This window comes from Phytopseudomonas argentinensis (assembly GCF_900113905.1).
Lineage (GTDB): Bacteria > Pseudomonadota > Gammaproteobacteria > Pseudomonadales > Pseudomonadaceae > Aquipseudomonas > Aquipseudomonas argentinensis.
The window spans coordinates 810,341-823,556 of sequence record NZ_FORC01000002.1; the positions used below are offsets into that span (position 1 = coordinate 810,341).

Genomic DNA, 13,216 nt, shown 5'->3' on the forward strand with positions numbered 1-13,216 from the left:
GGCAATGGGCTGCCGATGATCTTTCAGCCTGGCGGGTCGAAAAGACCGCGCTGGGTAAGGGCGGGCAGGGGGGCGGCAGGTGCAGGCTGTTTTACCGGTGCCGGTCGCCGAACCATGGGCGGCAGCATTGGCGTTTGCGGCACCCGACTGCGCTCCACCTGCCACCAGCCCGGCAGCAGAGCGCGTACTTCAGGCAGGGTGAAGCGGTCGTCCATCAGGTGCACCACGCCATTGTCCTGAGGGGTGCGGATCACCCGCCCGGCCGCCTGCACGACCTTCTGCAGGCCGGGGTACAAGTAGGTGTAGTCGTAGCCGCTGCCAAACATCTCGGCCATGCGCAGCTTGATCTGCTCGTTGATCGGGTTGATCTGCGGCAGCCCCAGGGTGGCGATGAAGGCGCCGATCAGCCGGTCACCCGGCAGGTCGATACCTTCGCCGAACACGCCGCCGAGCACGGCGAAACCGATGCCCTGGCCGCCAGGCGCGAAGCGTTCGAGAAATTGCTGACGCTCGGTCTCGTCCATCTGCCGCGCCTGTACCCAGCGGGTAAGCTGCGGATGCTCGCGGTCGAACAGTTCCAGCACCTGCTGCAGGTAGGCGTAGCTACTGAAAAACGCCAGGTAGTTGCCGGGCCGCTCGCTGAACTGTCGCGCCATCAGCGCGACGATGGGCGCCAGCGAGCGCTCGCGGTGCTGGTAGCGGGTCGACAGATTGCTCACCGCCTGAACCTGCAGTTGCTGGGCCTGAAAGGGCGACTCCACATCCACCCAGGGGGTCGCCTCAGGCAAGCCAAGCAGGTCGGCGTAATAGCGCGCCGGGCTCAGGGTGGCGGAGAACAGCGTGGTGCTGTGGCTGTCCTCGAAACGCGGCGCCAGAAAGGGCGCCGGCACCACGTTGCGCAGGCACAGCACCGAGTGGCTGCGCCCACGCAGGACTTCCTTGCGGCTGATATCGAACAGTGAATGCGGGCCGAAGGCCTCGGCCAGCCGGCAGAACGCCATGGCGTCGAGGTAGAACTGCAGCAGCTCGCCGTCATTGCCGGTGGGTTGGTCGGTCAGATGGTCGGTGAGCGCGCTGACCGCTTTCTGCAGGGCCAGAAGCAGCAGATCCGGTGGCTGCGGATAGGTCTGGTAGTCCTCGCGCTGCTCCTTGTGCAATTGCTGCCAGTGCCGGCTGATACGCGTCAGCACCGAGTTCAGGCCCTTGGGGGCGTTGCTGCGCATGGCTTCGAAGCGCGCCTGGTCGAGTTCGGCGCTGTACATGCGCCGGGCGCGCTCGATCAGGTTGTGGGCCTCGTCAACCAGCAGCGTCACCCGCCATTCGTTGATCAGCGTCAGGCTGTAGAGCAGGGCGCTGAGATCGAAGTAATAGTTGTAGTCGCACACCACCACATCGGCCCAGCGGGTCAGCTCCTGGCTCAGGTAGTAGGGGCACACCTCATGGTGCAGGGCGATCTCGCGTACCGCGGCCTGGTCCAGCCAGATGCGTTCGACCGCCGCCTGGCGGGCGGCGGGCAGGCGGTCGTAGAAGCCTCGGGCGAGCGGGCAGGAGTCACCATGGCAGGCCTTGTCCGGGTGCTCGCAGGCCTTGTCTCGCGCCACGTGTTCGAGCACCCGCAGCGGCAATGATTCGCCGCGCAGAATATCCAGGGCGTGCAGCGCCAACTGGCGGCCCGGGGTCTTGGCGGTCAGGAAGAACAGGCGGTCGAGGTTGTTTTCCGGGAATGCCTTGAGCTGCGGGAACAGTGTGCCCAGGGTCTTGCCGATGCCGGTGGTCGCCTGGGCCATCAGACAATGGCCATCGCGCGCCGCACGGTAGACGGACTCGGCCAGTTGCCGTTGGCCCAGGCGAAACTCGCGATGAGGGAAACGCAGCTCGGCCAGGGCGGCATCACGGACCAGGCGGTGCGCCTGCTCCTGCTCTGCCCAGGTGATGAAGCGCCTGCACAGCGTCTCGAAGAATTCCTGCAGCTCGGCGGCCGTGCGGGTTTCGCGGAATACGCTTTCCTTTTGGGTCAGTACGTTGAAGTACACCACGGCGAGGTCGATCTGCTCGAGGTCGCGGCTCTGGCAGAGCAGCCAGCCGTAGACCCGCGCCTGGGCCCAGTGCAACTGGCGGTGGTTTTCCGGGATGCGACCGATGTCGCCGCGATGGGTCTTTATTTCCTCGAGCAGGTTGCTCAGCGGATCGAAGCCATCGGCCCGGCCGCGCACCTGCAGCGACGCGAATTCCCCGGCCAACGGCACTTCGGCCTGGTAGTGCTCGCCGCGCCGGGCGACCACCGTGGCGTGGCCGGCCATGCCTTCCTGGGCGGTGGGCGAGGGCGTGAAGCGCAGGTCGAGGTCACCACACTTGGCGGTGAACTCGCACAGGGCGCGCACCGCCACGCGGTAACTCACGCCTCGGCCCATTGCACGTAGCAGACATCCACCGGCATGCCGTGCTCGGCGCAGAATGCCAGCCAGCGGCGTTGGTTGTCCTGCAGGCGATCGCCGGGGCCTTTCACCTCGATCATCCGGTAGCGCTTTTCCTCGGGCCAGAACTGGATCAGATCCGGCATGCCCGAGCGGTTGGCCTGGATATCACCGAGCAGGCGGCGGAACCAGGCCTGCAGGTGGGCCGCCGGCAGGCAATCCAGCGCCTGCTCCAGCAAGGTTTCGCTGAGCACACCCCAGTGCACGAACGGCGACTGGATGCCGAACTTGTCGCGGTAGGTCTGGCGAATGCTGTCGCGGTAACGGTCGTCGTCGAGTTGCGCGAGGCAATCGGCAAACAGCGCGCGGCGCCGCGCATAGAACTCGGCGGTAAGCAGGTCTGCCGGGCCATGCTGGAACGGGTGGAAGAACGCACCAGGCACGGCGGCGAATATCGCCGGCCAACAGAGCAGCCCGAACAGACCGCAGATCAGCGTGTTCTCGACGTAATGCACCGGCGCGTCGCTGCACTGCAGGTGCTGTTGCACCAGCCGCTCGACTGCCAGCATGGGCGTTTTGGGCAACTGCAGATCCAGGCGCGCGGGTGCTTGCGCCTTGCCGCGTTTCTGCGCCGGCAGGCCCAGGTGGCGGCTCAGGCGCACCAGCGCCCGTTCGGCCAGCTGCAGCTCGCCATCGCTGAGTGGCTCGGCAACCGCCTGGCTGGCCAGCTCGAAGGCTTCGCGGTGCTGCAGGGTGCGCTCCAGCACCCGGATGCAGCGTTGCCGCGCTGCGCCGTAACCGCTGCTGGCGTACACCTGCAGCGCCAGCTCGAAGTTGGCGCAGCGTTCCAGCTGCTGGCCGATACGAAACAGCAGCTTGGCGCGACGCTCGGCGATATAGGGGTTGTCGTAACGGCGGGCGTCGATGCAGGCGAGCAGTTCATCGCTGACCTCGCCAGCTTCGAAAGCTTCGCGGCAGCGCTGCAGGTGCAGGTAGTCGTCGACGTCCTCGCGGCAACGCAGGGCCCGTGAGTCCGCCGGGAAGTCGACCCGTTCGTAACGAAATATGCCCAGGTCGGCGAGTACGAACTCCGACCACTCCTGGCGCAGGTTGCCAAAGAACATCAGGCGCAGACGCTCGCTGAGGTCAGCGAGGGTCAGGCTGTAGAGCGCGTCCTCGAGGGTGGGGCACCAGGCAATGAACGACTGGTTGGCGGTAAAGTGGACGGCAAGTTGCTGCGCCAGGTCGCTCTTGCGGGCGCGGCGGTCACTGAGCTGCCCGGCGAAGCTGGCGACGATCTCGTCCTTGCGCAGCAAACTCAACAACTCGTCGAGTGGCAGCGGCGCGTCCTCGCGCACCCAGCCGTTGGCGATCAATGCCACCGCGGCCCGCCGGCAGCAGCCAATCTCCTCGTAGCTGAGTTTGCTGGCGCGAAAGTGCGTGCCTTTGCGCATGATCATGCGCACCAGCAACGCCTGGGCCGACCACTCGAGCGCATCGAAGGCCTGCAGGAATGCCCGCTCGCGGTCGTCGAGCAGGTCGGCATGACGTTCGCCAATCCAGGCCAGTGCCTTGCGAAAGTTGTGCAGGTAGTAGAAACGCGGATCGATGGTTGAAGACATGGGAGCTGGCAGGGTACTGTTTTTTTATACAGATATCAGGCTGCCCGTGATCTGGCAATCGCTACGGGATGGGCGGGGGTTACGGCGCGCTGTCACTGGGCAGCGGTAGCGGACTACACTGATCGTCCATTTGCCGCCTTGAACGGGCCATCATGAACAGCCAGCTAGCGCCTCTCTCATCCAGCACCTTGAACGAGCGGCATTACGAGATGCTGGTTCAGGCCGTGGTCGACTACGCCATCTACATGCTCGACCCCGCGGGGTATGTGGTGTCCTGGAATGCCGGGGCGGCGCGCATCAAGGGCTATGAGGCGGGCGAAGCCATCGGCTTGCATCTGTCGGTGTTCTACACGGACGAAGACCGCCGCATCGACAAGCCCAGGCACCTGCTCGACCGTGCGCTGCGCGAGGGGCGTGCCCAGGATGAAGGCTGGCGGCTACGCAAGGACGGTACGCGTTTCTGGGCCCTGGTGGTCATTGATGCGATCCGCAATGAGCAGGGCGAGATCATCGGCCTGGCCAAGATCACCCGTGACATCACGGACCGCCGCGAAGCCGAAGAGCGCTACGACGCCCTGCGTGCCCAGCTGTTCCAGGCCCAGAAACTCGAGGCGCTGGGCCAGTTGAGTGGCGGCATGGCGCATGATTTCAATAACCTGCTGACCATCATTCTCAGTGCCGCCAAGCTGGCCAGCCGTAGCAATGATCCGGCGCGCCTGGCCAGCCTGTTGGACAATATCCAGGCCGCTGGCGAGCGCGGTGCGCAGATGACCCGCAACCTGCTTACCTTCGCCCGTTGCGAGCCCAAGCCCAACCACCTGGTCGATATCAATCAATTGCTGGCGGCAGCCACTTCCTTCATCACCCAGGCGCTGCCCCAGACCATGACCATCGAGATGCAGGTCGATGATGGCCTGCACCGCGTGCAGCTCGACCCCAGCGAACTGGACATGGCCCTGCTCAACCTGATTCTCAACGCCCGCGATGCCATGGGGGGGCGAGGCACGATAACGCTGCAGGCCAGCAATCGGCGTCTGGCCGGGGAGGTGGACGGCCTGCACGGAGAATTTGTGGTGATTGCGGTGGTCGACCAGGGCTGCGGAATCGATCCGGCGATCCTTCCACGATTGTTCGAGCCTTTTTTCACCACCAAAGGCATTGGCAAGGGAACCGGATTGGGCCTCAGCCAGGTCTATGGTTTTGCCCGCCAGGCGGGGGGCTGTGTGCAGGTCGAGAGCTCTACCGGCCGTGGCGCCACCCTGAAACTGTACCTGCCAGCGTCCTTTGGTCGGGCAACAGATGCGCAAGCCTGAACATGGTAGTATCGCCAATCATTTTTTCAGCCAGCGCTACGGGGGTTGGGTGACGCGTTCGCGGGCCCAGGCCATATCTGCGTAATTTCGACTGAGGCAAGTCAGATCTTGGAACAGCTACAACGCCTTCAAAGTGGGATCGAGGGACTTGACGCTCTATTGAAGGGCGGTCTGGTGGCCGGTGCATCCTATATCGTTCAAGGGCGCCCCGGCTCTGGCAAGACGATTCTCGCCAACCAGGTCGCGTTCAATCACGTGCGCGAAGGGGGCCGGGTTCTGGTGGCTACCCTGTTGGCCGAGTCCCATGAAAGGCTCTTTCAGTTCCTTTCCACGATGACCTTTTTCGACCCCGGCAAGGTGGGTGCGGAAATCCAGTTCGTCAGCGCCTTCGATACCCTGGAAAACGAGGGGCTCGACGAGGTCGTCAAGTTGCTGCGGCGCGAGATCAGCCGTCAGAAAGCCACGCTGCTGATCGTCGATGGTCTGCTTAACGCCCGCTCCAAGGCGGACAATCAGATCGACACCAAGAAATTCATTGCCGAGTTACAGGGCCATGCCGCCTTCGCCGGTTGCACGGTCCTGTTCCTGACCAGCTCGCGGCTCGATGACGGTAGCCCCGAGCACACCATGGTCGACGGCGTGATCGAGATGGGCGAAGAGCTGTTCGGGGCCCGTTCGGTACGCCGCATTCACCTGCGCAAAACCCGCGGCAGCGGTGCCTTGTCGGGCTTGCACGAGTGCGAGATCACCGATGACGGACTGGTGATTCATCCACGGCTCGAAGCCCTGTATAGCCAGCCGACCCAACCTGACAGCCTTACCCTGGCGCGAATCACCAGCGGCGTGCCAAGCCTGGATACCTTGATCGGTGGTGGCCTTTCGGCCTCCTCGGTAACCCTGATCATGGGGCCTTCCGGCGTCGGCAAGACCACCCTGGGGCTCAATTTCCTGGCCCAGTCCACGGTAGAGGAGCCAGGCCTGCACTTCGGCTTTTACGAGACACCGCAGCGCCTGCGTCTCAAGGCACAGGCCCTCGGGCTGGACTTTGAAGCCATGGAAGCAAACGGTGCGCTGCACATCATGTGGCAGCCCACCACCGAAGGTCTGCTCGATGGCCTGGGTGCGCGGGTCATCAAGGCGGTGCGGGAGAAGGGCATCAAGCGCCTGCATATCGACAGCCTGGGCGGCATGGCTCGCGTGGCAACGGGTAGTACGCGACTGATCGAATTCTTCAGTGCGCTGATGAGCCAATTGCGCGCCATGGGCGTCACGGTGTTTGCCACCTGGGAAATGCGTGATCTGTTCGCCGCCGAAATCAATGCGCCGGCCCCGGAGCTGTCGAGCATCGTCGACAACCTGATCCTGATGCGTTTCGTGGAAAAAGACGCTGAACTAAAGCGTCTGCTGTCCATACTTAAGATGAGGGACAGCCGTTACGATCCCTCGCTTCTGGAAGTGGTCATCAGTGATCATGGTATTGAACTCAGCAAGGCCTTTAGACATGCGGCTGGTGCGCTGTCAGGCAATGCCGTCCCTGCGCAGGACGCCTGAGCCATGTGTGCCTGACCGAGCCGATAAACTATGACAACCATCCTGATAGTCGACGATGAATACCTTATTGCAGATATTCTCGGCTATGCCATGGAAGATGAAGGCTACATGGTGGTCAAGGCCAGCAATGGTCGCCGCGGCCTCGAGGTGCTCGATCGCGAGCGCCCCGAACTGGTGATCACCGATTTCATGATGCCGGTCATGGATGGTCTGGAATTCGCCCGTGCCATTCGGGCCAGGCCTGGCTCGGCCGAGCTGCCGATCCTTCTCATGAGCGGCGCCCAGGGTAGCGTCGGGCGCGCCAGCCCCGAGCTGTTCGCCGCGGTGTTCGACAAGCCCTTCGATATCAATCAGGTCATCGCCAAGGTCAAGGAACTGATCGGGCCGGGCTGATCGCGCACTGCCCCATCACATCTGCACGCTGCTGCAGTGTCCTGCTGTCCTGTCTCTTACCAGCGGAACGCCCCGAGGCCCTAACGGTCGAACGCTGGGCAGCCACCGGCACGTTGCAATGCGCCCTGGCAAATCGATGTAGCGAGAGCGGAATTCCATGGATGAAGGTGCAGGACGGACATCGGTCAATGCCGAGCTGTCGATTTCGATGTCTGTGTTGAATAGGGGCAATGCCGCGTATCTGGTCTGCTGTGGGCGGACGGCACCCCAGGCTTGTGACGTGCTGCATTGGCACCCGGTTGTCGAGACCCGAGGGCGTCCGCCGTGCACATCCTGATCTGCAGCGATGAATTCCCTCAACTGGTAACGCTACTCGCGCCTCTGGGCGCCACCTGCCAGCCCTGCGAGAGTCTTGCAGATACCCTTGCCGCGCTGGCCGAGGGCGTCGATGCCCTGCTGCTCGCCGAGCAGGCGCTCGATGGTCAGTGCCAAGCGCTGCGCACAAGGCTGGTGCAATCCAGCGTTCCCATCCTGCTATTGGGCGCAGCCAGCCCCGGACGGCTTTCGCCGCTGGCTGGACGGCGCAGAACCCTGGTGGTGGAGCGGCCATTCACGTCGCGCTCGCTGTGCAGCTCGCTGCTGACCTTGCTCGACCGCACGCCTGCCAAGAGCGCCGAGCTGCGCTCGCGTGAAGAGGAGTTGGCGCTGCAGCAAAGCCAGCGTATGGATGCGGTCGAATCGGTGATCGACGGCGTCGCCCATGACTTCAACAATATGCTCACGGGGGTTATCGGCGCCCTGGATATCATGAAACGCCACGTCCTATCCGGGCGTTTCGATGACTTGCCGCGTTTCATCGAGGCGGCGAGCATTTCCGCCGACCGCGCCGCCGCCCTGACCCAGCGCTTGCTGACATTTTCCCATCGCCAGCCCCTGGTGGCGCAGCCTAATGAAATGGGGCCGCTGCTGGCGTCACTGGAGGGGCTGATCAGACGGTCGATAGGCGAGCGCATCGAATTGCGCGGCGATTATCGGCACGCAAGCGTGCGGGTGCTGGCCGATACCCGGCAGCTGGAAAGCGCCATTCTCAACCTGGCCATCAATGCCCGTGACGCCATGCCCGAGGGCGGCCAGATCGGCCTGCATACATCGCTCGTCGACCTGCTGGCGGAGAATCGGGCGGCCTTGCCGGACCTGCAGCCGGGCCGTTACCTGCTGATTGCATTGTCGGATACCGGCCGCGGTATGAATGATGCAACCCTGGAGCGGGTCTTCGATCCGTTCTTCACCACCAAATCGATCGGCCAGGGCAGCGGCCTGGGGCTGTCCATGGTGCATGGCTTCGCGCGCCAGAGTGGCGGGCAGGTGACGATTCACAGCGAGCCGGCGATCGGCACCACGGTGCGTCTCTATCTGCCCATCGTCGACGAACCTGGCGGCGCCGCCTGGCAGGAGCCGGGCGAGGCGCCACGCGCGCAATCGCGCATCCTGCTGGTGGTGAGCGATTCATCGGTATGCCTGCTGGTCGGTGAGGTGGCGGGCAAGCGTGGCGATGAGCTGGTCAACGCCGCCGACCCGCATGCGGCGCTCGACCTGCTGGGCCGCGAGGCATTCGACCTGTTGATTGCCGACGTCAGCCTGCCGGGGGGCAGCGGCGCGCAGTTGGCAGCCGCGGCACTGGTGCAGCGGCCCGCGTTGTCCGTGCTGCTGGTCGTCGCGCCTGCCGATGTCGGGCCGCCAGCTTCGGTTGCGCCGCTCAGGCACATCGCTAAGCCATTCTCCTTGCGCGAGCTGAGCCAGACCCTGGACGACCTGCTGCCCGCGCGCGGCTGATGGCTGGGGCCGGCGCCGTCGGGGTTCCCGGGAGCCGCTCTGGGGCCTGGCGCCAGCGCGTTACTGCGCAGCGAAGCGGCGCTGCGGCAACTTTTTTCACGCAAAGCATGCCGATGCGGAATCAAAGCGTTGCTCCGTAGTCCTAAACCCTGACAACGAATAGCGGCACCCCAGAAAGCCGCCTCCAAGCCCCGTGATACACCGGGTTGGATGTCCAACCGTTGCAGCACCAGATGCCGTTTTTCAGCCTGCGCTCGATGCCGAGAGCAGGTGCGATGCGGTGGGTTGCCAAAGGAAGGGATGCTGCTGTCTGCGCTGCCTCGACGAGCATTCGCTGGCGTGCAGATGCGTGCGGTTGGGCTGATAACTGCCAGCGTCCATCAACTGAGTGTCGCCGTACCGTTACGGTGATTGTGGGGGAGATATTAACCATTGAACGGTAAACACAGCCTATGAAAATGTTGAAGGATTCCCTCAAGAAGGTCTTGCCTCGGGACAGTATCGATAACCTCAAGGCCTTGCAGAAGAGACTTGCCATGGGCTGGGTTCGGGCGTTGTCGCGCTCGGCCATGTTGCGGCGTTTTCATTACTCGTTCTTCTCCTCGGCGTTCGACCGTGAAGCTTACGCGGTAGTGGTCGGTCACCTGCAGCACGAGCAGAACCTCTCTGGCGCCGAGCCGGTGAACTACTTCCTGCGTCGCGCCGTGCACCGCATCGAGAAGGGCCTGATCATGCAGCCGCGGCGCCAGGTGTTCGCCCTCGACTACATCAACGATACGGTCGACAGCTACATCGCTTCGCTCAACGGCAACGTGGATCGCGACGAGGTCAGCTGGGCCCACGATGTACTCGCCGAATACTTCGCCGTTACCGGCGACCACCCGGTGCTCAATCGTGCCCGCGAAAAGTTCGCCCGTTTCGAACGCCCCAGCGGCTCGCCGGAGAGCCTGCGCCACCCGGATGCCGAGCGCGTGCCGTTCGCGGCCGACATGAGCGTGCCCAGCGTCGACTACACCGCCATGCGCCAGCTGGCCATGAAGCGCCGCTCGGTGCGCTGGTATCAGCAGGACCGTCCGGTACCGCGCGAGGTGATCGACAAGGCCGTGGCAGTGGCCGTGCAGTCGCCCAGTGCCTGTAACCGCCAGCCTTATCGCTTCGTGGTGTTCGATGATCCCGCCTCGGTGGCCCAGGCTTCGCGCCTGCCCATGGGCGTAGCCGGCTTCGATCACAACTTCCCGGCCATCGTCGCCGTGGTCGGCCGCCTGCGTGCCTACCCGCACGTGCGTGATCGTCATGTGATCTATATCGACGGCGCGCTGGCGGCAATGTCCTTCATGTTCGCCCTGGAGACCCAGGGTGTGTCGTCCTGCTCGATCAACTGGCCGGACATTCCCGAACGTGAAGAGGCCGCGGCCAAGCTGCTCAAGCTCGACCCGGACGAGCGCATCGTCATGTTCATTTCCCTAGGCTATGCCGCCGACACCGGTCTGGTGCCGTATTCGCAGAAGCTCTCGCTGGAGGAAGCCCGCAGCTATATGCGCCTGGAGTCGCCCGCTCGATGAGTGCCTCGCGTGTCCAGGAGGGCATGAAGTACCTCCTCAATTCCGGCTGGATGCTGGCCGAGAAATTCCTCATGCTGGCCATTGGCCTGGCCACCACCGTGGTGCTGGCGCGCTACCTGGGCCCCGAGGATTTCGGTTACCTGAACTACGCGCTGGCGCTGCTGGGCTTGCTCAGTATCGTCGTGCACCTGGGGCTCACCGGCCTGGTGGTCAAGGAACTGCGCAGCAACCCGGACAACGAAGACCAGATCCTCTCCACGGTATTCGTGATCAAGGTTGGCTGCTCGGTGATCGCCTTCGCGATCATGATGAGCACCTACCTGTTTGGTAACGACCAGAACTTCCTGGTGCTGCTGTTCACTGCTCTGGCGCTGTTCTTCACCCCGTTCGAAATGCTCATCGACTGGTTCCAGGCGCGGGTGCAGGCCAAGTACGCGGCGGTGGCCGGTTTCGTTGGCCAGCTCGGTGGCAACGGCTTGAAGATGATCCTGGCCATCGCCGGTGCCGGCCTGGTGTATATCGCGCTGGCCCATGTGGTGGTGGTGATGGTCACCTCGGCGATCCTGGTCTGCTACGCGGTGATGCTCAAGCGCGATTTCCGCTTCGACTTTTCCTGGCCATTGGGCAAGACGCTGCTCAAGAAGAGCTTCCTCATCTTCCTGGGCTCGCTGTCGGCGGTGATCTACCTCAAGGTCGACCAGATCATGCTGCAGTACATGCTCGGCGAGTACGCCGTGGGGGTGTATTCGGCGGCGTCGCGGCTGTCCGAGGCCTGGTACCTGATCCCGACCATTCTCATGGCGTCGGTCTTCCCGAAGATGATCGACCTGCACAAGAGCGACACCGCCGGCTACAACCGCTTCATGCAGGTGGCACTGGACGTGTTGTTCTTCATGGCCTTCTCCCTGGCCGTGGTGGTGTTCTTCCTCTCCGACTGGATCGTGCATGTGCTCTACGGTGCCCAGTACGTCGATGCCGGCCCGGTGCTGGCGATCCACATCTTCGCCGCGACCTTCGTGTTCATGCGCGCGCTGTTCAGCAAGTGGATCATCATCGAGGAGGCCTTCATCTTTTCCCTGGTCACCCAGGGCCTCGGCGCGCTGAGCAACATCGTGCTCAATTACTACCTCATCCAGAGCCACGGTGTGGTCGGCTCGGCCTGGGCGACGCTGATTTCCTATTCCATCGCCGGCTACGTGAGCTTGCTGCTGTCACGCAAGACACGGCCGCTGTTCATCATGATGACCAAGAGTATTTGCCTGCACGTGTTCATTAGCGTGCCCCAGTTGATTCGTGAATTCAGGAGAAGGTGATATGTACGTCGAGATTCGCAAGGCCGGTTTCGTCAACAAGGGGGCTGCCCTGATGCTGCATGCCGCCCTGCAGCAAGTGCGCAAGAACCTGCCGGCTGCCAAGGTGGTGATGGAACCCGGTCGGGCCAAGAGCCCTTATCCTTATTTCAACCGTGCGTCCCTGGGGCTGTACCAGAAGGCCTGGTTGTGGCGCAAAGGTATCCCGTTCGGTGACCTGGCGGCGGTGGTACCGGCCGGTATCCGCGAGCAGTACGGCATCGTGCTCGACAAGGAAATCAACGTGGTGCTGGACGCTGCCGGCTTCGCCTACAGCGACCAGTGGGGCCCGGACCTGTCGGAGGAGCTGGCACGTTCCAGCAAGCGCTGGAAGAAGCAGGGTTCCAAGGTGATTCTGCTGCCCCAGGCGTTCGGGCCGTTCCGCGACCCGCGCAGCCGTGAAGCGGTGAAGGCGTTCGTCGACAATTGCGACCTGATCTTCGCCCGCGAGCAGATCTCCTACGACTACCTCACCGAGATCGTCGGCGAGCGCGACAACATCAAGATCGCTCCGGACTTCACCAACCTGATGTCCGGGCCGGTGCCGGACTATTTCGATCCTGAAATCCATCAGATCTGCCTGGTGCCCAACTGCCGCATGCTCGACAAGACCGACGACAGCATCGCCAAGGGCTATGCACCGTTCCTGGAGCGTGCTGCTAAGGCACTGGTAGAGCGTGGCGCCAAACCGTTCCTGCTGATCCACGAAGGCGAGGGCGATGCGCGCCTGGCCGAACAGGTTTCCAAGGCGGTAGGCGGCCTGCCGATCCTGCGCGAGACCGACCCGCTGGCCATCAAGGGCATCCTCGGCGCCTGCCGCGGTACCCTGGGCAGCCGCTTCCACGGCCTGGTCAGTGCGCTGTCCCAGGGTGTGCCGTCGCTGGCCACCGGCTGGAGCCACAAGTACCAGATGCTGTTCGCCGACTACGGTTTCTCCGAAGGCGTGCTGAACATCAACCTGAGCGATGAAGAGCTCAATCGCGCGCTCGACAACCTTACCGATCCGGTGCAGATGCAGGCGCTGTCCGCGCGCCTGAACGCCCATTCTGCCGAGCTGAAGGGCCGCACCCAGGCCATGTGGAACGAGGTGTTCGCGCTGATCGAGCAGGGCCGCAACGTACGCAGCGAGAAGCCGGTTGCGGTGGCAGCAGGGCGTTAAACGGGCAAGGGCGATGCAGC

General features: G+C 63.5%; 9 protein-coding genes. 7 read left to right on the forward strand and 2 right to left on the reverse strand.

Features of this window, described 5'->3' with window-relative positions; all coding sequences use genetic code 11:
• Positions 1–23: 23 nt before the first annotated feature.
• Complete coding sequence (locus tag BM154_RS12215) at positions 24–2,399, reverse strand: ATP-dependent DNA helicase (RefSeq protein WP_074885324.1); 2,376 nt, start codon at positions 2,397–2,399, stop codon at positions 24–26.
• On the reverse strand, positions 2,396–4,036 hold the full coding sequence (locus BM154_RS12220; protein WP_074883898.1) for a VRR-NUC domain-containing protein: 1,641 nt from the start codon (positions 4,034–4,036) through the stop codon (positions 2,396–2,398). The genes BM154_RS12215 and BM154_RS12220 overlap by 4 nt, the downstream gene beginning before the upstream one ends.
• A 152-nt stretch (positions 4,037–4,188) precedes the next feature.
• Between BM154_RS12220 and BM154_RS12225 the strand changes: the two genes are divergently transcribed.
• The 7 genes from BM154_RS12225 (at position 4,189) to BM154_RS12255 (ending at position 13,196) form a co-directional block, all read left to right on the forward strand.
• On the forward strand, positions 4,189–5,349 hold the full coding sequence (locus BM154_RS12225) for a two-component system sensor histidine kinase NtrB (RefSeq protein ID WP_083414555.1): 1,161 nt from the start codon (positions 4,189–4,191) through the stop codon (positions 5,347–5,349).
• Positions 5,350–5,457: 108 nt separating this feature from the next.
• Positions 5,458–6,900 (forward strand): ATPase domain-containing protein, encoded by a 1,443-nt coding sequence (locus BM154_RS12230; protein WP_074883909.1) that lies wholly within the window; start codon positions 5,458–5,460, stop codon positions 6,898–6,900.
• Between the two features lie 30 nt (positions 6,901–6,930).
• Positions 6,931–7,293 (forward strand): response regulator, encoded by a 363-nt coding sequence (locus tag BM154_RS12235; protein ID WP_074883912.1) that lies wholly within the window; start codon positions 6,931–6,933, stop codon positions 7,291–7,293.
• A gap of 324 nt (positions 7,294–7,617) precedes the next feature.
• Entirely contained in the window at positions 7,618–9,126 is a 1,509-nt protein-coding gene (locus tag BM154_RS12240) for an ATP-binding protein (RefSeq protein WP_074883916.1), read from the forward strand.
• 452 nt (positions 9,127–9,578) lie between these two features.
• On the forward strand, positions 9,579–10,688 hold the full coding sequence (locus BM154_RS12245; protein WP_083414557.1) for a nitroreductase family protein: 1,110 nt from the start codon (positions 9,579–9,581) through the stop codon (positions 10,686–10,688).
• A 23-nt stretch (positions 10,689–10,711) separates the two neighbouring features.
• Entirely contained in the window at positions 10,712–12,001 is a 1,290-nt protein-coding gene (locus BM154_RS12250; RefSeq protein WP_167364683.1) for a flippase, read from the forward strand.
• A gap of 1 nt (position 12,002) precedes the next feature.
• On the forward strand, positions 12,003–13,196 hold the full coding sequence (locus BM154_RS12255) for a polysaccharide pyruvyl transferase family protein (protein WP_074883929.1): 1,194 nt from the start codon (positions 12,003–12,005) through the stop codon (positions 13,194–13,196).
• The last annotated feature ends 20 nt before the right edge of the window (positions 13,197–13,216 follow it).

Coding starts and splice junctions, on each gene's coding strand:
- BM154_RS12220 (WP_074883898.1), bottom strand. CDS start 4,036: ATGTCTTCAACCATCGATCCGCGTTTCTACTACCTGCACAACTTTCGC.
- BM154_RS12225 (WP_083414555.1), top strand. CDS start 4,189: ATGAACAGCCAGCTAGCGCCTCTCTCATCCAGCACCTTGAACGAGCGG.
- BM154_RS12235 (WP_074883912.1), top strand. CDS start 6,931: ATGACAACCATCCTGATAGTCGACGATGAATACCTTATTGCAGATATT.
- BM154_RS12245 (WP_083414557.1), top strand. CDS start 9,579: ATGAAAATGTTGAAGGATTCCCTCAAGAAGGTCTTGCCTCGGGACAGT.
- BM154_RS12250 (WP_167364683.1), top strand. CDS start 10,712: ATGAAGTACCTCCTCAATTCCGGCTGGATGCTGGCCGAGAAATTCCTC.
- BM154_RS12255 (WP_074883929.1), top strand. CDS start 12,003: ATGTACGTCGAGATTCGCAAGGCCGGTTTCGTCAACAAGGGGGCTGCC.